This is a genomic window from Natrinema altunense (genome assembly GCF_000731985.1).
Taxonomy (GTDB): domain Archaea; phylum Halobacteriota; class Halobacteria; order Halobacteriales; family Natrialbaceae; genus Natrinema; species Natrinema altunense.
Map to the genome: position 1 here is coordinate 1 of NZ_JNCS01000006.1, position 16,836 is coordinate 16,836.

Below are 16,836 nucleotides of genomic sequence, written 5' to 3' on the forward strand. Positions count from 1 at the left end.
GCCCGATTGCTCGTGGAACGTCGTTCCACGCTGTTGACGCCCGCTGTATGCGGGGAGGAAGGCCCCATTGACAGGGCTACACGCGCTGAACAGCACGTCCTTGGTCACAACTGGACGGCGACCGTTGACGTTCCACGCGAAAGCGTACTTGAGAACCGAGGAAACGCGCAACCCGAATATCCACTTCGTGGATTCCCGCGTCGTTAGGCGCGGGAGGATGTCAACAACAACAGATCCTCGTCTTCCCCGTGCCAGACCGCCGGCGTGTCGATATTGTCCCCCTTCTCGGATGTGAAGAACTCCTCTTCGATGGTCTCGCTCCCTCGGTCGGCCCGAGATAGCGTCGAATAGAGGAACGGACTGCTCGCTGCACCGATACCGGTTACCGTCAGGAATCGTCTTCGGTTCATGTTGAATCCAATCCAATCATCTTACTACAAAAATAAAAAATAATATAATATCAGTTTGTACGGCTATATGACCGCCGTTATCGATCGGTATCGCTCCGTTTCAACGGCGTCCGGTCCGACTCCCGGCCGACGACCCCTGGTGCCGTCCGACCCTCGTCAGCGTTCGCTCGACTGGTCTCTGAAGTACGCGTCCTGTTCGAACGGCTCGTCCTCTCCCTCGACGCCGGTCACGTCCAGTGCGGTCACTTCGGCCTCGGTCTCGAGGAGCCCCGCGAGACTGGGCTCGGTCCGGCCGTTGTCGCTGCTGATGAGTTCCTTCACGTAGAGTCCCCCCTCGCCGTGGAGTCGCACCTCGGCCTCGGTCGGCGATCGCAGGTCGCCGTCGATCCCGTAGACGGTGCGTTCGCGTGTCAGCCCCGCGCGCCGGTGGTCGACCCGCTCGGGCGTGTACTGGTCGACGGTGGTGCCCTCGAGTTCGTCGAGCGCGGTTTCGAAAGCGGCCTCGTCGACGGCGTCCCCGAACTCGACGTCGGCCCGGTAGCGCTTGCTCGCGTCGTGTTCCTTGACCCGTTCGACCATCTCGTAGGTCGCCAGTCGGAGCCCTTCGACCTCGACTGCGCCCTCGGCGGCGTCGTTGATCTCGCGCTCGAGCGCTTCGGGGTCGGGATCGCGAAACCGGGGGCGTTTCACTTCGAGGACGAACGGCCGCCCGCCCTCGAGCATACGGGCGTCGACGTCCTCCCGGCCCGCGCCGTGGAACGTGCCCTCGTCGCCGTCCATGGCGTCGACGACGTGGGGACGGACGACCTGTTCGACGCTGGTATCGTACATGTAGCCCGAGCCGCCACAGTAGTCACAGGGTTCTTCGCCGTCGTCGCCGAGTTGGCTTCCGCTGCCGCCACACTCCCGGCAGGGCCACTCGGTCTGGGGAATGTCCCGCTCGAGTTTGCGGTAGCGGCCGTAGACGAACGCGGGGTTGATCTGGATGTCGACCGCGTGACCCGTGACGGTTTCCGACTCGAGGGCCTCGAGCGGATCGAACCCCTCGAGATCGACGACGGCGAGGACGTCGGGCCGGTCGAAGTCGACCTCGGTATCGGTCGTCGCGCCGACGCGCCGGCCGACTTCGCGGTTCATCTCGCGTTTCATCGACTCGCCGACGTCGGGCTCGAGGCCGGCGTCCTCCCGAAGCAGGCGGTCGTTCTCCTCGACCAGCGGCGGGACGCGGGTGCCGACCTGGTAGGTGGCGAACGCGGTCCCCTCGAGTGCCTCGACGATCGTCTCGGCGACGGCGTCGAACGTGCCGCAGTACCCCTCACAGACCCAGCAGTCCGCGGGGTCGGTGGACTCGAAGTCATCGTCGTCGGCGAGTGCGACCGTCGTCCGTAGCGCCCGGCCGCGCTCGGCGTTGGTCAGCCCGAAACTCCGCTCGGCGAAGGGCCGCCCCAGACAGGAGTCACAGACGGCTCCGGTCGCCAGCAACGCGCGGGCGTCTTCCGTGATCATGTCTCGAGCATCGGGGGGCCGCGGGTAACACGTTTTCCCTTCACCGGGAGCGCGAGGGACCGCCGCGTCGGCCGCGATTCACCGTCCGCGTGGACGCGCCGGCCGTGAGTCCGGACGTTCAAATGGGTCGGGTTCTATCCCCCGTCATGCAGGATTCCCGACTGGATCGGCGCTCCTTTCTCGCCGCCGCGAGCGCCGGGCTTGCCGGTGCCGTGGCCGGCTGTGCCGAACCACAGGCCGATAGTTCGATCGAAGGCGACTCCTCGTACAATCCCGACCACGATAACCTCGCGACTGGCTCGGCGTTCACCGACCTCTACGACGCTATCATCGAATCGGTCACGCAGGTCCGCGTCTTCGGAATCGAGAACCCGAATACCGGTGCTGAGGGGCGCGGGCAGGGTTCGGGCTTCCTCTACGACGAGACCCACGTCGTCACCAACGATCACGTCATCGGCAACGGCGAAGCGGCCGACATCCAGTACACCAACGGCGACTGGGCCGGCACCAGACTCGTCGGCCGCGACTACCACAGCGATCTGGCCGTCCTCGAGGTCGATCACGTTCCGAACGGAGTACCGCCGCTTTCCCTGAGCGAGCAACGTCCCGTCGTCGGCCAACAGGTCGCTGCTGTCGGCAACCCCTACGGGCTCGAGGGATCGCTGTCCGCGGGCGTCGTCAGTGGCGTCGACCGAACGCTCCGGTTCCCCGACCGGTCGTTCTCGTTCTCGAACGTCGTTCAGACCGACGCCGCGGTCAATCCCGGCAACAGCGGCGGGCCGCTGGTCGATCTCGAGGGGGAGGTTATCGGCGTGATTAACGCCGGCGGCGGCGACAATATCGGCTTCGCCGTCTCGGCACGGCTCGCGGAGCGCGTCGTCCCCGCGCTCATCGAGTCCGGATCGTACGACCATTCGTATCTGGGGACTGGACTCAGGACCGTCGATCGACTCGTCGCCGAGGCGAACGACCTCCCCGAGGCGACCGGCGCTCTCGTCACCGCTATCGTCGACGGCTCGGCCGCCGAGGGTATCCTCGAGCCGTCACGGCGAACCGTCGAGCGACGCGGCGAATCGATCCCCGTCGGGGGCGACGTCATCCTGGCCATGGACGGCGAGCCGATCCCCGACCGCCACGCGCTCTCGACGCACCTCGCACTCGAGACCAGCCCCGGCGATACGCTCTCGGTTCGGCTCCGGCGGGACGACGAGACGATCACCAGGACTCTCACGCTCGGCGCTCGGCCGTCGGTCTCGCGGTAGCGGGTACGCGGCTTTCGAACGGCGCTCGAGCCGGATGCGATCGTTCGAAACGTGTCGTTACGTCGTCTGGAGTGGCGTGGTACGTCGGCTGGGTTCCGTCGAGCGACCCGATTCGCGCCGTAGCGAACTCGTACACGTCAGCGCCCGTCGAGTTCTTCTCCGAGCGACCGAACCGGTCGAATCGAATCGGTTTCGAACGCTCCCGTCCGAATTCGCGCCGTTAGCATCTCGATAACAATAGTAGCGGCTCCGGTAGCACTCGTCGGCGCGAGTATCCGTTGCCCGAGATACCATGACCGATGCCGACTTCCACACGCTAGACGGCGAAGAACCGACTGCCGAGTTCGATCACGTCATCGTCGAGAACGACGACGCTCCCGACGAGTGTGCACTCTTCCCCCACGAGGCCAGCGAGGACGAACTGTCGACCGCCTGGATCGCGGCGTACGACGACTCGTTCGTCGCCCTCGAGTCGATGCGGTAGGCGGCCGATGCACCTGAGCCATACCGTCACGGCCGCGGCCTTCTGGCTCGGTACCTTCCTGCCCCTCGTCTACCTCCCCGTCATCGTCGCCGGGATCGACTCGCTGATCCGCCTCTCCCTGTTCGTCGGTCTCGTGTCGATCCACGCGCTCGCCCTCGTCGTCGGTCACGACTATTCGGGGTCGCGATCCCGGTAACCCCCCGGGCGCGGTTCCCTCGCTTCTCGACCCATCCCACGCCGAGACCACTCGAGTCGGCAGTCCGTCCCGATTCGGGACGGGTCACTGACGCGTAACAAAGGGCTAAATAGTGTGTACTGGTACCATCACACATGAAAACCCGGTGTCCCCTCTGCCACCGATCGGTTCCCGGCGACACACAGCACTGGTGTCGCTGCGGGAAAGCGATGGACCCGCGGTGTTACGACGCACACCGCGACTGGTGTGCGGTTCGTGGCGACGATCGCTGGATCGGCGCGCTCGAGCGGTAGCGTCGGTTCCGTGGCGACGATCGCTGGATCGGCGCGCTCGAGCGGTAGCGTCGGTTCCGTCCCGACGAGCGCCACGACGGGTCTCGCCGTCGGTCGACTGACCGCGGGACCTCAGTCGAGCGAGGGCGACCAGACCTGTACCCGCGGTGCTCCGCAGCTATCACAGACGATCGCCCTGTTGTCCTTGTACCGGCCCCGCTCGAGTTCGCCGTCGGAACAGTGGTGACAGGCGCGTCCCTCGAGTAGCGCGAGCAACTGTTGACGGCCGCCGGCGTCCGCGGACTCTGATTTCGCCATACAGTGACTGCACACCGGATATCGGGGAAACGGTTGGCCATGCCTATGCAGCGTCGGGATACGAGACGAGTCGAAGCGCCTATGTCGATCACCGGTGTACGGCCGCGGGATGTGGCCCTGGGGACACCTCGCCGTCGCCTACCTGTTGTACACCGTCGGTAGCCACCGTCGATTCGGGCGGCCACCGCGTGCCGTCCCAGCGATCGCTCTCGCCGTCGGCTCACAGACGCCGGACCTGATCGACAAACCGCTCGCGTGGAACTTCGGCATCCTGCCCGGCGGCCGGACCCTCGCACACTCGCTGTTCGTCGCCGCTCTCCTCGTTCCGGCCGTCCTCCTCGTTACGGATCGACTCGAGGGCCGCGCGGTCGGCGTCGCGTTCCTCGTCGGCTACTGCTCGCACCTCCTGGCGGACATTCCACCGGCGGTCCTCTCGGGGGAGTTCGCCCACGCCGCCTACTTCCTGTGGCCGGTCCTCGAACAGCCCCCCGAAGCGCCGGTCGCCGGCATCCTCGACGCCATCCTCCACTACTACGCGCTGGGACCCTACGAGTGGGTCCAGTTCGGCCTCTTCGCCGTCGCCGTCCTCGTCTGGTATCGCGACGGGTTGCCCGGTCTCCGACTGCTCGGCGGGCGACCCGGGCGACGATCGAGCGCGTAATGCTTCTCGTCCCGCGGTCGGTCGGCACGTCCTACTCGAGCGATCGCTCGAGACCTGGCGAGCCCCGATAGACCGAGATGGTCCCCTCGCTCGTGATAACGACCGTATGCTCGTCGATCGCGAACTCGAGAACGACGTCGCGCTCGGTCGCCGCGGCGTGTTCGAACAGGGCGACCATCGCCTCGGGCTCGACCTGATCGAAGAGCGTCGGCCGGTCGTCCATCGCCCGGTCGTCGACGGCGGCGATCGCGTCCACCACCGTCGGAATGATCGCCGCCGGCTCGTCGTACGTCACGCTGACTCGGGGGCCGCCATCCGCGAGCACCGTCTCGCCGTTCGAGCAGGTCATAAAATGTAACTTATTCTCACTCAAAGATATATATTATCGATTGTTTCACCGATCGCGACGCGGAACCGACCGGGTCCCAATCGAGGCGAACCGTGGCAGCTATTCCCCCCGTCGGCCTTGGATCCCTATGCGCCAGTTCGTACTCATCGGTCACGACGTCCCCACGGAGCCCGACTTCTCGCTGGACGACCTCGCGGGCGGAGCCGGTCGCCTCGACGCGCTCTGCCGGTCGATCACTGCCGCGTTCGTCACCTCCCACGGCATCCGCGAGGCCGTCCGCGTTCACCTGGTCGCACAGGACGAACTCACTATCACCTTCGACGGGAGCGACCTCCGGCGACTCAACCCCGACGAGCGCAGCACCGCCGCGCTGGTCCGGACGGCCCTCGAGCACCGCGACGAGGCCATCGGTGCGCTCCCCGCGGAGCCCAGTCCGGGGATCGAGGTCTACCGCCGCGGCTTCGAGGGCACGCTCGAGGAGATCGCCGCCGACGGCCCGGTCGTCCACCTACACGAGGACGGCGAGGCGGTCGTCGACGTGGGCGCGGCCGCGCTCGAGGACGGAGTGTTCGTGCTGTCGGACCATCACGACTTTACGGCCGAGGAGGCTGGGCTGCTCGAGGCGGTTGCCGATCGCCGGCTTCGACTGGGCCCCGAACTCCTGCACGCCGATCAGGCGATCACCGTCGCACACCACTTCCTGGATACGGACGGGTACGAGCGGTTTTGAGGTCGATTTCGGCGGGGCCGGATCGAGGGACCGGAGCCCCGTCGGGCGGTTCGAGGACCGATCCGGAAGCGTTAAACGATCGGACGCGTACACTCAGAATGCGGGCCGGTGGGGTAGCTTGGTATCCTTCGGCCTTCGGGTGGCCGTAACCGCGATTCGAATTCGCGCCGGCCCACTTTTCCCCACTTTCGTTCCACCAGCCCATGGTTTCCGGATATCGGACCCGCGTCCCCGTGGGCGACGCGAACGAGAACACACGAGACGAGCGACGCGACTCCCGCGTGCCCCGAGTTCACGCCGGCACGCGTTCGCTCCGCTGGCGACGACGATGTCGATCGGGACCCGGTCCGACCGTTCAGCCGCGGTCCGTGCGAGTCGTCCGGCTGCCCGCGAGACCGACGGCGGGTACTGCTCGCCGTCGCCGTCAGCGTGACGGTATCCTCTCGAAACCGAAAATTGTTATTTTAGTGAAAAGACTTAAATTCCAATTCGTGGGGCGTTGTTGATGCAATGTCGAAACACGAAACGACGCGTTCGAGCAGAGACCGACGGTCAGTTCTGAAGGGACTCGGCGCGGTCGGTGCGACTTCGATAGCGGCAGTCACGCTGTCGGGCACTTCCACGGCGTCGTCGTCCCAACGGGGTGAGTCCGCGGCGATCCCCGAAGGCCTCGCGCGAGCGGTTGCAACGGCGAGAGTCGAATACAAGAGCCGACACGAGCACTTCGAGGCGTTCGATCCGAACAGCCTCGCGCAACCGGAACTGTTCTACGCCGCCGTCGATCGCAACGGCGCACAGGAGTATCTCCCGGCCGCGTGGGTGTACCCGATCGAGACCGACGGGACGGAGGTCGGCCACATCGCAATCGGCGCACAGCCGTGGCTTCCGCCGGTGATCCGCTGTGGGACCGGAACGGCCCCACAGCACCGCGCGGCCGAGATGACCATCACCGGGGATAGTGCCGCGCGCTCGGACGCCGACGCGTCCCGATTCGTCTACAGGCATCCGATGACGTTCGGCCTCGAACTGCGGTCGGACAGTCACCGCCAACCGGTATTCGTCGATCTGTACAGTGGCGTCGCCACGACTGTCGATGACCTCTCACCCTACGAGCCCTCGAAAATGGAGACGACGCAGGCCGAGGCACAGTGGCAGGGTATTCGACGGTCCCGGCGACGGAACGAGACGCTCTCGTACAGCGCCTCCTCGAGCGGGAATATCAGCGGCGTCCCGAACTGGGACGGAGACGTGTGCAGCACCGACTGGATCGGTTGCTCGCCCGTCGCCGGGTCGATGGTCGTCGGATATCACGAAAACACCACGGGAATCGAGTGTGATCTCATGGATGAGTTGGCGGATGAGATGGGCACGGATGACGAAGGACGGACCAAACCGTGGAACATTCCTGCCGGCATCGAGAACTACGATTCGTCGTACAATGCGCACAACACGTACCACGGTCGACGGTCGGAGATAATGAGCGAGATCGACTCGGAGCGGCCGTGTATCGTGAGTTACTGGGGTGATAAATCGTCGACGGTTTCGGCGGAATCCGGGGACATCGACGTGCCGGACTGGGTTCCGGAGCTAGTCGGTCACTCGGAGACCGCCGTCGGGTACGAGCAAGACGACAATTCGTGGTGGGACCCGACCGAACCGCCGTTGCATGTGACGACATACGACACGTACGGTGAGGTCAACGAACTCACGTTCACGTCGTCGTCGCTGTCGTTTTTCATCACATCCATCGGGGCGTAACTGCTAGTCCACCGTCCCAAACAATAACCCCGGTTCGTGAACATCTCACGATCGACATGGACTCGTCAATCGTAACCACCACCACCGTTCGCCGTGCGGAAGTAGCGCTGGCGGTGCTCGTACTCGGGTCCGGGGTCGTCATTTTGGCTTCCGGCGGAGCTCCCAGCGTTCTGTCCCGGAGCGAAACGATACGGGACGCGCTGATCTGGTCCCTGTTCTTCCTCGTGCCGCTCGCCCTCGCGGGGACGACGCTGCTGGCGGTCGTGGCCGACACGATAGGCATCGGCTCCGTGGTGGCCGGCGCAGTCGCAGTTATAACTCTCGGTACCGTTCTGTTGGCCGTCTACACACTCCTCGCCCCATCCGAAGGCGGGGTCTATTTCGGCCATTTCTTCTCGTACGGCGCGGCCCTGGCGCTCTCCGTCGTGGTGTTGGTTCGGCCGATCATAGATCGACTGTCCGCGGGTGTGTGGCTCCGACCGGGACTGATTGACTTCTCATAAGCCTCGCCGATCACGGCCGCCGCGGACGCTCGGCTTCACTGGTCGTCCCGTGCGTCTTCCGCAATTGACGTCCCCGTTGTCACTGGCCGCGAACACATCACGTCTCGGTCGGTTCTCCCGTTGCCCCCGACGAGCGATCCGTTCGTCGATCCGATTACGCGTCCGGGTACTTTTCTTCGTTCGCTCCGGCGGCCTCGTCCTCGTCGTCGAAGACCTCGTTCTCCTCGACGACCCGATACGACGGGTCGTCGCACGAACAGGCGTTGTGGGGACTAACCGGCCGCACCGTCCCGTCCTGACACGCCCACACGGTAAAGAGTTCGCTGCAGGAATCACAGATACCGGCCGCCTTCGTCTTGTCTCCGTCCGATCGTGTCACGTCGATGGCCCCACTCGCACTACACTGTCAACGGTTCCCAGACTGAAAGCCTCTCGGGTCGGACGGACCGATGGCCGGCAGCGCTCCCGAGGCGATCCGTTCCTCGTCTCGAGCGCGGTCGTATCCGAGGGCGACTCCCGTCACTGACCGCCGGCGAGTTTCTCGGCCCGCCGCGCCTGCTCGGTGCGCCGACTGGCCTGCTCGAGTCGCTTCCCCGTCGCGTTCGAGAGCGAAGCTGGTACGTCCGTCCGTGCCTCGGCGAGTCGCTCCTCCGCCCGTTGGAGGCGTTCGAGGACGGTGTCGAGTTGCCTATCGGTGGTCCCACGTTCGTTGGCGCGCGCCCGCTCGGCGGCTCGTCGGGCGGCGTCGACGACGGCCGCGAGGGAGCGCTCGAGTCCGGTGACGGCGTTCGACGAGCCGTTGTCCTCGTACTCCGCCCCGTCATCGCCATCACCGTCGTCATCGTCGCCGATCGCCGCGATCTCGGCTCTCGTTTCTTCGGTGACTTCGGCGACGAACGCCGCGAGGGACGCTTTGCCGGTCTCCGGACGCTCGATGCGGACCGCCGATTCGGCGTCGGGGTCCGGATTGACCCGGTAGGCACCGATCGCGTCGTCCGCGTCCCGTACCTCAGTCGTGTAGGCCCCGCCACGGTCGACGTAGACGGCGTCGCGCCCGTCGACCGCCGACTCGTAGAGCCGTCCGGCGAAGTCGTCCTCGACGGCTACCCGCGAGAGATCGCTCGTCCCGCGTTCGTCGCCGACTTCCAACTTCGTCGCCCGATCGCGGGCCACCAGTGGAATCTCGCCGTCGACGCCCGCCGCCGTCGGAGCCCCGTCGTCCGAGACGGTGACGCGCTCGCTGTGCGGTGCCCGTCCCGCACCGTTGACGGTCAACCGGTGGTCGCCGGCGGGGATATCCCGTGCGATGACGATCCCATCGAACGTCGGGACCGCTTCGGGTTCGCTCTCGAGCAGGACGACCGCCTCGAGATCGGGCTCGGTCGTGGTCAGCCCCTCGTTCGCCGGCGCGTCGTCGCTCGCGATCACGTCGGTGACGCGGCTGACGACGGTGTTGATCGGTGCTGCCTCGCCGATCGCATCGTAGCGCTCGGCCAGCGCCGTTCGGTGGTTCGGGACGGAGATATCCGCCGCCGGGTTGTCGTACCGGGGCTGGCTCCACGGCGTCCCCGTCGCCGTGAGGTGGCCGGCGACGGCGTCCTCGACCGCTGCCGGGATGCGAAACTCGAAGCTCAGTTGCGGGCCGGTAAAGTCCGCGATGTGCTCGAGATCGCTACTCGGGACGAGGTCGTACTCGACGTCGGCATCGGCCGCGCCCGTCCGCTCGCGGTGGCGGAAGACGAGCCCCGTTTCCCGCGACGGGAGGTCCGTCGGCGGTGACGTCAACGAATCGAACGACCGCACTGTCAGTTCGTCGTCGATCAGCGACTCGCGCGTGACCGAGGGCAGTCGTTCGTGTTCGTATATCGGCTCGCCCTCGTACTCCGGGACGAGGTAGGGGAGCCGCGAGCCCTCGTCGCGGGGCAGACCGTACGCCAGCGGCACGTCGGCGAGGTCCTCGATTCCCTCGATGGCCGTGTTCGTGATGTCCGCGAGCAGGTCGCCGACGGCGACCCGCTGGAAGCGATCGGCCGCCTCGTTGACCGAGAGCGCGCTCGAGTGCGAGCCGAGTTCCGAGAGGATGCGCGGGACCATGTCGGGGTCCGGGTCCAGGTACTCGTTGTTCGGCACCGTCCGCGAATGGGAGCTGGCGACGTACAGTTGAGGCTCGTCGGTCTCCGTGTCGACGAAGACGTACAACACTTCCCAGTCGTGCCAGTGGAAGTTGGTCGTGAACTGGTCGAACGCCGAGTAACACCAGAACTGGACGACGGCCAGCGGCGACGACTCGTACTCGACGGCGTGATAGAAGACGGTCGGGTTCGGCGGACTCCCGTCGCCGTCGCGTTCGTGGTAGCCGTCGACGGCGTCGAAGCCGGTGACGACCGTCTCGCCGTCCCGTTCGCTGGTGTACGGCCGCGGATCGGTCGGAAACCACGATTCGCGGCTGTCGAAGTACAGCGTCGGCGCGAACCGCGTCGCAAGCGCCCGCGCCGTCTCGTCGTCGACCGGACTCGTTCGACCGTCGGCCTCCCGTTCGAACGCCGAACAGCCGGCGAGTGCAGTCCCACCGGCGGCGGCGAGCGCGCCCAGCACCGTTCGCCGATCGACGTCGGCCCCCGTTCCGTCGGTCACGCTCCATCACGATCCGTCGTCGAATCGACGCCTGCGACCCGCGCGATTGCACCTGCCTCGGACATACCACCCCATGAGTAACTCCGCTCAAGAATCCTTCCGTCCGCCTCCGAACCGAGCCGTGGACTGGTTCACTCGAGGGGACTCTCGATCAGCGCTCCCCCGTCGGACGGCACTGCTTCCGCGAACGTCGACTCGATCTCGAGTCCGGCCGCATCCAGCATGCCCCTGCCGTCGCCGGTCCCTGCGACGACGTTCGAACCGCCGCCGGATCGTGCTCGGCGATGTCGTAGCCGACCGAATTTCGTATCGCGCGTTTCGATTTATGAACGCGGAACTGACTGATAACGCGGTGTCGGAATGACGACCACAGATCGGACCGCTCGCTCGTCGCCCGCTCCCGGTCGGGGACTCTCGGGGGAGGCCGCTGTCGACTCACACTGCTCCCCCTCGAGACGCGTTATAGAACTCGATCCGGACGGATGCGTAGAATCACGCGCTCGGTTTGGATCGTCGGCTGATACTCGTCGACGCCCTGATAGCGACGGGCGAGTTCGTCGATGTGGTCGCGAGCGCCGTCGGTGGTGACGGTTTCTACTTCGCCGATCACCGAGAGGAAGCGATAGGGATCGTCCGGATCGGTCATGCTGACGCCGACGCCGGGGTTGTTCCGGACGTTGCGCTCCTTCTGCCGGCCCCGCTCGGTGTTGATCAGCAGTCGGTCGTCGGCCTCGTCGTAGTCGATCCATACCGGCGTGACGTGCGGGAGTCCCGCCGCCGTCAACGTCGCGACGTGGGCGAACGTCTGCTTCTCGAACAAATCGTGGCAATCGTCGGGTATCGAGGCCATATCCACCGTGTTCCTTTGCCGCCCCGTGGCTTGTGTTTGCTGCCGACGCCCACCGATCCTGACTGGTCTCGAGGTCACCGGGTCGATCGCCCGCAGACGGGAGTGGGGCGGCCGCGGCCGGCAGAGACCACGCAAGTGTCGGCTGACGGCTTATGGATCTCGACGCTGACTCCCTCCGTATGACTGACCGTCAGCCGTCGACTCGTCGAGGAGTGCTGAAACTAACGGGCGCAGCGGCCTCGACCGCGCTCATCGCCGGCTGTGGCGGACCGGGAGACGGCGAAGACGAAAACGAGACCGAGGAAGGCAACGAGACCAACGAGACTGGGATGAACGAAACCAATGAAACCGAGATGAACGAGTCTAACGAGACCGAGATGAACGAAACCAATGAGACTGGGATGAACGAGTCTAACGAGACCGAGATGAACGAAACCAACGAGACGGCGATGAACGAGACCAACGAAACCAACGAAAGCGAATAGCGTCCGCGCTCGGGTTCGTTCACCGAGGCGGGACGTAACCGTTACCGGTCCTCGCTGCCTTCCTCGAGTAATGACCGAGGGACTCGAGGCGGATGTCGAGAAGACGGATGCGATCGCCGAGCGGCGGGACGAACTGGCGGCCCGCGTTCGGACACACGCCGGCGAGATCGCGCGGGAACTCGCCGTCTTACAGGGCGGAGACTACGGCCAGGAGACGTTCACCACCGACGCCGGCAGTTGGACGCTCAAGTACGAGGCCGGCGACGTCCAGTACCTCCGCTTCGACCCGCAATCCGGCGCGGATATCTACGTCGTCTCGAGTAAACACCCGCCCGAACCCGAACCCCTCGAGCGGGCGATGGCCGACTACGGCGCGTTCGTCGAAGCCTACAACGAGTACGTGCGCTCGTTTGACGGGCTCCTGACGGACGTCGCCGACGAGTTCCCCGCCGTCGAATCGACGGCGGAGTTGGTCGCCGAACGGGATCGGATCGTCGACCGGGTTCGCGATGTCTGTGACGCGATGGCGAGCCAACTCCACCGGTACGACGGCACGTACGGGACCTATGCGACGACGATCTCGGGCACCCGCTGGGAACTGAAGTGGGAAGAAGACCGCGCGTCCTATCTGCGGGTCGGCGGCTCCGACGGCATCTACCTGCTCTCGCAGTACGGCCCGCCCGCGGCTCCGGACGTGCGCCGACTGGCCGATGACGTTCCCGCTTTCGTCGCCGCCTTCAACGATCACGTCGCCGCTCTCGAGGCGGATCTCGAGGGCGTCAGCTTCGCCGACGTCTAACCGCCACGGCGTGGTGGACTGCCATAGACGCCTGTGTCGCCATCACGTCGGTCGGCATCGGCTCCGACGATCGCGGCCGCGTTTCGAAGGGATACCGAGCGGACCCGATCGCTCTATACCGCAACTAGTAGCCGTTTTGTACCGTCTGGACCTATTGGACGGTGGCGACGACGGTCGCCTGGATTATCATGGATGGCCCGACCCACGCCGATGAGGGAACTGCCCACGAGTACGCGGCCGAAACCGACGAAACCGATCCCGCGGGGCCGATGCTGTTCGACGCGATCGTCGTCCGTTACCAGTCCGGAAACGATCGCTGTACGCTCGTCCCCCGAAACGGCTCCACCGACGAGAAGCTGAACGCCTGGCTCACTGCGGATCTGGAGACGGTCGTCGACCTCGACGACGCTCGCTGATGGCGATTGGGTCCGCCGGAGACCCTGACGCGAAGCGAGGCGCTGTGAGGTCTCGCCATCGAAAGAACACGGTCAGGAGCTACACGTCGACGTACTGATCGACCCACTCCTGACGGCGTTGCAACGCGCGTCTGCCTTTCGGCGTCAGCGCGTAGTAGTTCGTCCGCCGATCGAGTTCGCCTTTCTCGACGAGATCCGTCTCGACGAGCGTGTCGAGGTTCGGATACAGCCGGCCGTGCGTGACCGGCTGCTCGATGTAGCTATTGATGTCGTCGAGAATCTCCTGCCCCGACGGTCGGTCTTTCCCTGCGATCACGTACAACAAATCACGCTGGAAGCCAGTTAGCTGGTCCATGGATCACCCTCTGAATGACGACGGTCACGGCTCCGTGGCTTTGTTATAGAGCTGGTACGTCCCGCTCGCGACTCGGAACGCACCGCGTAGGATCCCGCTGGGCCCGCGGCTCGAGGGGAGCGTCGGATCGTCGTCGCTCCCGTCGAGTCCGCCCGCGTGACGCGGCGTTTTTGACGGGCACCGCCGTACTGGCGGGTATGCCAACCGATCCACTCGCCTGGGAGACGCGCGAGCGACGGGTAGCCTACTCCTGTCCGGGGTTCGATGTCGTTAACGAGTCCGTTCGGTATCCCGACGGCTCCGACGGCGAGTTCGACTACCTCTCGAAGCCGGCCAGCGTCTGCATCTTGCCGTTTACCCCCGACGGCGATGTCGTCTGCATCGACGAGTGGCGACAGGCCGTCTCACGGATCAGCCACGGCCTCCCCGTCGGCGGCACCGAACCGGATGACGAGGATCTCGAGGCGGCAGCGCGCCGGGAACTCGCCGAGGAGACCGGCCACGAGGCCGAGACGCTGGAGCCGCTCGTCACCGTCGAACCGGCCAACGGGATTGCGGACGCCGTCTTGCACGTCTTCGTCGCTCACGGCTGCCGGCCGACCGCCGAACAGCGACTCGACCACAACGAGAACATTCGCGTGCGGACGCGGTCGCTCGCCGACCTGACCGATGCGATGGCCGACGGCGAGATCCGTGACGGTCGGACGGTGCTTGCCCTCTCGTACTATCGACTCTTCGACGACGGAGACGGGACGACGTAGCGAACGGTGGCCGGCATTCGATATCGCCGGCGTCACTGGGCTGTGCGATCGATCCGGTTCGATCAGCCGAGTATGGTGATGTCGCTTTCGTTGCCCGTTTCGTTGCCCCCGTCGACGGTGTCGTTCGTGCTTTCGTTGCCCGTTTCGGTTACCGACGCGTTGTCGTCGCCTTGCTGCTCGAGTGCCGCTTGGAGCCCCTCAGTTTCACCGACCGAGACCGTACTCACGCTGCTGTTTTCGACCGTCATCGAACTCGCGGAGAGCGACGAAATCGTCTCGCCCTCGGTCATCTCGGTATCGTCTACAGCAGTTTCGGTCGTCTCGTTGTCAGTCGTCTCGTTGGCATCTTCGGACTCGTTATCGGCCGTCTCGTTGGCTATTTCGTCCGTCTGATTACCGTCCTCTGACTCGTTGTCGGCCGTCTCGTTGAATATCCCGTCCGTCTGGTTACCGTCCTCTGACTCGTTATCGGCCGTCCCGTCGAATATTCCGTCCGTCTGGTTACCGTCCTCTGACTCGTTGTCGTCCGTCTGGTTGAATATTCCGTCCAGTTGGTTACTCGCGTTTGATTCGTTGTCAGCCGTTTCGTTCACTTCTTGGGCCGTCTCCCCGTCGTCGACCTGTTCGAGCGTGCCGATGGTCATCGATTCGAACGTGACCTCATCGACATCGAACTCCTCGACGGTCAGCGACTCGATCATCTCGGTGCTTTCGTTCACCTCGTCGGTACTTTCGTTCTCGTCGGCGGTGCTTTCGTTCGTCTCGCTAGCGCCATCGCCGTCACCGCCGAACAGGCCGCTGATGAAATCGGAGATGCCCGAGAGGAACCCTCCGTTGCCGTCCTCGACGGTGAGGTCCTCGATCGTCAACTGATCGACGTTCATCGACTCGATCGTCATGTTCTGGACCGCCACGGTATCGGTGTCCTCGCCGAGCATCTGTTCGATGCCGGTCGCCGATTCGTTGTCGGTCGCGGCAGCGCTCTCGTTGTCGCCCTCGCTCTCGTTGGCACCGCCGATGTCACCGTCCGTCTCGAGGTCGCTGATCGAGACGTTCTCGAGTGCGAGCGACTCGAGGGAGACGTTCGAGATCGTGACGCCGGTGGTCGCAGACTGGTTACCGGCTGCGGAGTCGTTGGCCGCGGACTGGTTGCCCGCCGACTCGTTCAGTTCCTCGAGCTGCTCGCTGTCCTGGATGTCCAGTTGTTGGACACTGAGCTCTTCGATCGTGGCGTTTTCGACGGTTATGTTTTCGAGTTCGAGCGTACTGACCTGTACGTTCTCGAGCGTTGCGCTCGTGTCGCCCATGTCTCCGGCGTCGTTCGCGGCTGTGTCCGTGGTCGCTCCACCGACGAGGGCGGGACCCCCCGAGAGCAGAACCAGCAGCGCGACGAACGCGACGCCGATGTGCTGCGATCGTGAAACCATGCGCGCCGGGGTAGGATCGTCGCGGGGCTAAAACGGGCTGACTGTTACGGAATTACCGACGGGAAAATAGATGTTTCGGGCACGGGACCGAGCGGTTACGGCCGCTCCCGTCCATCCCCCGTCAGACTGGAACGTCCGCCGGAGCCGAGCGGACCCGACAGCCGGTATCGCGAGTCTCACGTCGCACGGCCGGCCGGGTCCGAGACGGGCGTCGATCGGTTCCGCAGCGATCCGTTACCGTCCCCTCGGAACGCAAAGTATCGATTTTCGTGACGAAACGGCACCGGCTGCCGAGTCCCGAACCCGTCCGGGCGGGACCGGACGCTCGTCGTTGCCGACCGGACCCCGGGACGGTCGGGGCTGTGGCCACGCGGGCGGTACCCATCGCGATCCGTGTCGGATTCGGCGGATCCGTTACCCGAGTCGGAGTTCTCGCGTCTCGACGGCGTCGCAGGTGGGACAGACGAACTGATAGCGGACCCGCCCACCCGAGGTGGTGACGCGCCACCCACCCTCCGTGTCGACGTATCCGCAGGCCGGACAGCGGAGTTCCGACTCGTCGAACTTCTCGCGGAGTCGCTCGAACGGTGACCGGTGCACTGACATATGTTATTGTACACCGTGGCACTATATAACATTGTTCCGTCGGGTTCCCGGCTC

At 65.2% G+C, this 16,836-nt stretch carries 22 protein-coding genes and 1 tRNA gene; 13 read left to right on the top strand and 10 right to left on the bottom strand.

Going from position 1 to position 16,836, the window contains the following annotated elements:
• Nucleotides 1–203 precede the first annotated feature (203 nt).
• Nucleotides 204–410 carry a hypothetical protein gene (locus ALTAJ2_RS11835; protein ID WP_007107940.1) on the bottom strand — a complete coding sequence of 69 codons (207 nt, stop codon included), beginning with the start codon at nucleotides 408–410 and terminating at the stop codon, nucleotides 204–206.
• Nucleotides 411–566: 156 nt separating this feature from the next.
• A complete protein-coding gene (locus ALTAJ2_RS11840; protein ID WP_007107939.1) occupies nucleotides 567–1,916 on the bottom strand; it encodes a tRNA pseudouridine(54/55) synthase Pus10 in 1,350 nt (449 codons plus the stop codon).
• A 146-nt stretch (nucleotides 1,917–2,062) separates the two neighbouring features.
• Between ALTAJ2_RS11840 and ALTAJ2_RS11845 the strand changes: the two genes are divergently transcribed.
• From ALTAJ2_RS11845 to ALTAJ2_RS19455, 4 genes are all read left to right on the top strand, one after another.
• Nucleotides 2,063–3,178, top strand: a complete 1,116-nt coding sequence (locus ALTAJ2_RS11845; protein WP_007107938.1) for a S1C family serine protease — start codon at nucleotides 2,063–2,065, stop codon at nucleotides 3,176–3,178.
• Between the two features lie 292 nt (nucleotides 3,179–3,470).
• Complete coding sequence (locus ALTAJ2_RS11855) at nucleotides 3,471–3,662, top strand: DUF7511 domain-containing protein (protein WP_007107936.1); 192 nt, start codon at nucleotides 3,471–3,473, stop codon at nucleotides 3,660–3,662.
• 7 nt (nucleotides 3,663–3,669) lie between these two features.
• Complete coding sequence (locus ALTAJ2_RS11860; RefSeq protein ID WP_007107935.1) at nucleotides 3,670–3,858, top strand: hypothetical protein; 189 nt, start codon at nucleotides 3,670–3,672, stop codon at nucleotides 3,856–3,858.
• Between the two features lie 134 nt (nucleotides 3,859–3,992).
• Complete coding sequence (locus tag ALTAJ2_RS19455; protein WP_160163674.1) at nucleotides 3,993–4,151, top strand: hypothetical protein; 159 nt, start codon at nucleotides 3,993–3,995, stop codon at nucleotides 4,149–4,151.
• Nucleotides 4,152–4,262: 111 nt separating this feature from the next.
• Here ALTAJ2_RS19455 and ALTAJ2_RS11865 read toward each other — a convergent pair whose 3' ends face one another.
• Entirely contained in the window at nucleotides 4,263–4,448 is a 186-nt protein-coding gene (locus tag ALTAJ2_RS11865; RefSeq protein ID WP_007107934.1) for an HVO_A0556 family zinc finger protein, read from the bottom strand.
• A gap of 109 nt (nucleotides 4,449–4,557) precedes the next feature.
• Here ALTAJ2_RS11865 and ALTAJ2_RS11870 point away from each other — a divergent pair, with 109 nt between their 5' ends.
• Complete coding sequence (locus tag ALTAJ2_RS11870; protein ID WP_007107933.1) at nucleotides 4,558–5,109, top strand: metal-dependent hydrolase; 552 nt, start codon at nucleotides 4,558–4,560, stop codon at nucleotides 5,107–5,109.
• A 31-nt stretch (nucleotides 5,110–5,140) separates the two neighbouring features.
• Here ALTAJ2_RS11870 and ALTAJ2_RS11875 read toward each other — a convergent pair whose 3' ends face one another.
• Nucleotides 5,141–5,458, bottom strand: a complete 318-nt coding sequence (locus ALTAJ2_RS11875; RefSeq protein ID WP_007107932.1) for a HalOD1 output domain-containing protein — start codon at nucleotides 5,456–5,458, stop codon at nucleotides 5,141–5,143.
• Between the two features lie 127 nt (nucleotides 5,459–5,585).
• Between ALTAJ2_RS11875 and trmY the strand changes: the two genes are divergently transcribed.
• The 4 genes from trmY to ALTAJ2_RS11895 all read left to right on the top strand — a co-directional run bounded on the left by trmY (nucleotide 5,586) and on the right by ALTAJ2_RS11895 (nucleotide 8,449).
• On the top strand, nucleotides 5,586–6,188 hold the full coding sequence (gene trmY, locus ALTAJ2_RS11880) for a tRNA (pseudouridine(54)-N(1))-methyltransferase TrmY (RefSeq protein WP_007107931.1): 603 nt from the start codon (nucleotides 5,586–5,588) through the stop codon (nucleotides 6,186–6,188).
• Nucleotides 6,189–6,290: 102 nt separating this feature from the next.
• Nucleotides 6,291–6,363: transfer RNA gene (locus tag ALTAJ2_RS11885), tRNA-Pro, on the top strand.
• A gap of 335 nt (nucleotides 6,364–6,698) precedes the next feature.
• Nucleotides 6,699–7,946, top strand: a complete 1,248-nt coding sequence (locus ALTAJ2_RS11890; protein ID WP_007107930.1) for a hypothetical protein — start codon at nucleotides 6,699–6,701, stop codon at nucleotides 7,944–7,946.
• A 56-nt stretch (nucleotides 7,947–8,002) separates the two neighbouring features.
• Nucleotides 8,003–8,449 (top strand): hypothetical protein, encoded by a 447-nt coding sequence (locus tag ALTAJ2_RS11895; protein WP_007107929.1) that lies wholly within the window; start codon nucleotides 8,003–8,005, stop codon nucleotides 8,447–8,449.
• Nucleotides 8,450–8,603: 154 nt separating this feature from the next.
• Here the strand turns inward: ALTAJ2_RS11895 and ALTAJ2_RS11900 are convergent, their stop codons facing one another.
• The 3 genes from ALTAJ2_RS11900 to ALTAJ2_RS11910 all read right to left on the bottom strand — a co-directional run bounded on the left by ALTAJ2_RS11900 (nucleotide 8,604) and on the right by ALTAJ2_RS11910 (nucleotide 11,933).
• Nucleotides 8,604–8,828 carry a hypothetical protein gene (locus ALTAJ2_RS11900; RefSeq protein WP_007107928.1) on the bottom strand — a complete coding sequence of 75 codons (225 nt, stop codon included), beginning with the start codon at nucleotides 8,826–8,828 and terminating at the stop codon, nucleotides 8,604–8,606.
• Nucleotides 8,829–8,968: 140 nt separating this feature from the next.
• On the bottom strand, nucleotides 8,969–11,083 hold the full coding sequence (locus tag ALTAJ2_RS11905; protein ID WP_007107927.1) for a hypothetical protein: 2,115 nt from the start codon (nucleotides 11,081–11,083) through the stop codon (nucleotides 8,969–8,971).
• Between the two features lie 460 nt (nucleotides 11,084–11,543).
• Entirely contained in the window at nucleotides 11,544–11,933 is a 390-nt protein-coding gene (locus tag ALTAJ2_RS11910) for a PPOX class F420-dependent oxidoreductase (RefSeq protein WP_007107926.1), read from the bottom strand.
• A 179-nt stretch (nucleotides 11,934–12,112) separates the two neighbouring features.
• Between ALTAJ2_RS11910 and ALTAJ2_RS11915 the strand changes: the two genes are divergently transcribed.
• From ALTAJ2_RS11915 to ALTAJ2_RS11925, 3 genes are all read left to right on the top strand, one after another.
• Entirely contained in the window at nucleotides 12,113–12,418 is a 306-nt protein-coding gene (locus ALTAJ2_RS11915; protein ID WP_081603322.1) for a twin-arginine translocation signal domain-containing protein, read from the top strand.
• Between the two features lie 70 nt (nucleotides 12,419–12,488).
• Nucleotides 12,489–13,217, top strand: a complete 729-nt coding sequence (locus ALTAJ2_RS11920) for a hypothetical protein (RefSeq protein ID WP_049899718.1) — start codon at nucleotides 12,489–12,491, stop codon at nucleotides 13,215–13,217.
• A gap of 161 nt (nucleotides 13,218–13,378) precedes the next feature.
• On the top strand, nucleotides 13,379–13,633 hold the full coding sequence (locus ALTAJ2_RS11925; protein ID WP_007107924.1) for a DUF7511 domain-containing protein: 255 nt from the start codon (nucleotides 13,379–13,381) through the stop codon (nucleotides 13,631–13,633).
• Nucleotides 13,634–13,712: 79 nt separating this feature from the next.
• On the opposite strand, the gene ALTAJ2_RS11930 is transcribed toward ALTAJ2_RS11925, so the two are convergent.
• Nucleotides 13,713–13,988: a PadR family transcriptional regulator gene (locus ALTAJ2_RS11930; RefSeq protein ID WP_006187123.1), complete on the bottom strand. Its 276-nt coding sequence runs from the start codon at nucleotides 13,986–13,988 to the stop codon at nucleotides 13,713–13,715.
• 197 nt (nucleotides 13,989–14,185) lie between these two features.
• Between ALTAJ2_RS11930 and ALTAJ2_RS11935 the strand changes: the two genes are divergently transcribed.
• Nucleotides 14,186–14,749 carry an NUDIX hydrolase gene (locus ALTAJ2_RS11935; protein WP_007107923.1) on the top strand — a complete coding sequence of 188 codons (564 nt, stop codon included), beginning with the start codon at nucleotides 14,186–14,188 and terminating at the stop codon, nucleotides 14,747–14,749.
• 62 nt (nucleotides 14,750–14,811) lie between these two features.
• Here the strand turns inward: ALTAJ2_RS11935 and ALTAJ2_RS11940 are convergent, their stop codons facing one another.
• Complete coding sequence (locus tag ALTAJ2_RS11940) at nucleotides 14,812–16,176, bottom strand: autotransporter outer membrane beta-barrel domain-containing protein (RefSeq protein WP_007107922.1); 1,365 nt, start codon at nucleotides 16,174–16,176, stop codon at nucleotides 14,812–14,814.
• Between the two features lie 414 nt (nucleotides 16,177–16,590).
• Complete coding sequence (locus ALTAJ2_RS11945) at nucleotides 16,591–16,782, bottom strand: HVO_0649 family zinc finger protein (protein ID WP_006187120.1); 192 nt, start codon at nucleotides 16,780–16,782, stop codon at nucleotides 16,591–16,593.
• Nucleotides 16,783–16,836: the final 54 nt, after the last annotated feature.

Coding starts and splice junctions, on each gene's coding strand:
- ALTAJ2_RS11835 (WP_007107940.1), bottom strand. CDS start 410: ATGAACCGAAGACGATTCCTGACGGTAACCGGTATCGGTGCAGCGAGC.
- ALTAJ2_RS11840 (WP_007107939.1), bottom strand. CDS start 1,916: ATGATCACGGAAGACGCCCGCGCGTTGCTGGCGACCGGAGCCGTCTGT.
- ALTAJ2_RS11845 (WP_007107938.1), top strand. CDS start 2,063: ATGCAGGATTCCCGACTGGATCGGCGCTCCTTTCTCGCCGCCGCGAGC.
- ALTAJ2_RS11855 (WP_007107936.1), top strand. CDS start 3,471: ATGACCGATGCCGACTTCCACACGCTAGACGGCGAAGAACCGACTGCC.
- ALTAJ2_RS11860 (WP_007107935.1), top strand. CDS start 3,670: ATGCACCTGAGCCATACCGTCACGGCCGCGGCCTTCTGGCTCGGTACC.
- ALTAJ2_RS19455 (WP_160163674.1), top strand. CDS start 3,993: ATGAAAACCCGGTGTCCCCTCTGCCACCGATCGGTTCCCGGCGACACA.
- ALTAJ2_RS11865 (WP_007107934.1), bottom strand. CDS start 4,448: ATGGCGAAATCAGAGTCCGCGGACGCCGGCGGCCGTCAACAGTTGCTC.
- ALTAJ2_RS11870 (WP_007107933.1), top strand. CDS start 4,558: ATGTGGCCCTGGGGACACCTCGCCGTCGCCTACCTGTTGTACACCGTC.
- ALTAJ2_RS11875 (WP_007107932.1), bottom strand. CDS start 5,458: ATGACCTGCTCGAACGGCGAGACGGTGCTCGCGGATGGCGGCCCCCGA.
- trmY (WP_007107931.1), top strand. CDS start 5,586: ATGCGCCAGTTCGTACTCATCGGTCACGACGTCCCCACGGAGCCCGAC.
- ALTAJ2_RS11890 (WP_007107930.1), top strand. CDS start 6,699: ATGTCGAAACACGAAACGACGCGTTCGAGCAGAGACCGACGGTCAGTT.
- ALTAJ2_RS11895 (WP_007107929.1), top strand. CDS start 8,003: ATGGACTCGTCAATCGTAACCACCACCACCGTTCGCCGTGCGGAAGTA.
- ALTAJ2_RS11910 (WP_007107926.1), bottom strand. CDS start 11,933: ATGGCCTCGATACCCGACGATTGCCACGATTTGTTCGAGAAGCAGACG.
- ALTAJ2_RS11915 (WP_081603322.1), top strand. CDS start 12,113: ATGACTGACCGTCAGCCGTCGACTCGTCGAGGAGTGCTGAAACTAACG.
- ALTAJ2_RS11920 (WP_049899718.1), top strand. CDS start 12,489: ATGACCGAGGGACTCGAGGCGGATGTCGAGAAGACGGATGCGATCGCC.
- ALTAJ2_RS11930 (WP_006187123.1), bottom strand. CDS start 13,988: ATGGACCAGCTAACTGGCTTCCAGCGTGATTTGTTGTACGTGATCGCA.
- ALTAJ2_RS11935 (WP_007107923.1), top strand. CDS start 14,186: ATGCCAACCGATCCACTCGCCTGGGAGACGCGCGAGCGACGGGTAGCC.
- ALTAJ2_RS11940 (WP_007107922.1), bottom strand. CDS start 16,176: ATGGTTTCACGATCGCAGCACATCGGCGTCGCGTTCGTCGCGCTGCTG.
- ALTAJ2_RS11945 (WP_006187120.1), bottom strand. CDS start 16,782: ATGTCAGTGCACCGGTCACCGTTCGAGCGACTCCGCGAGAAGTTCGAC.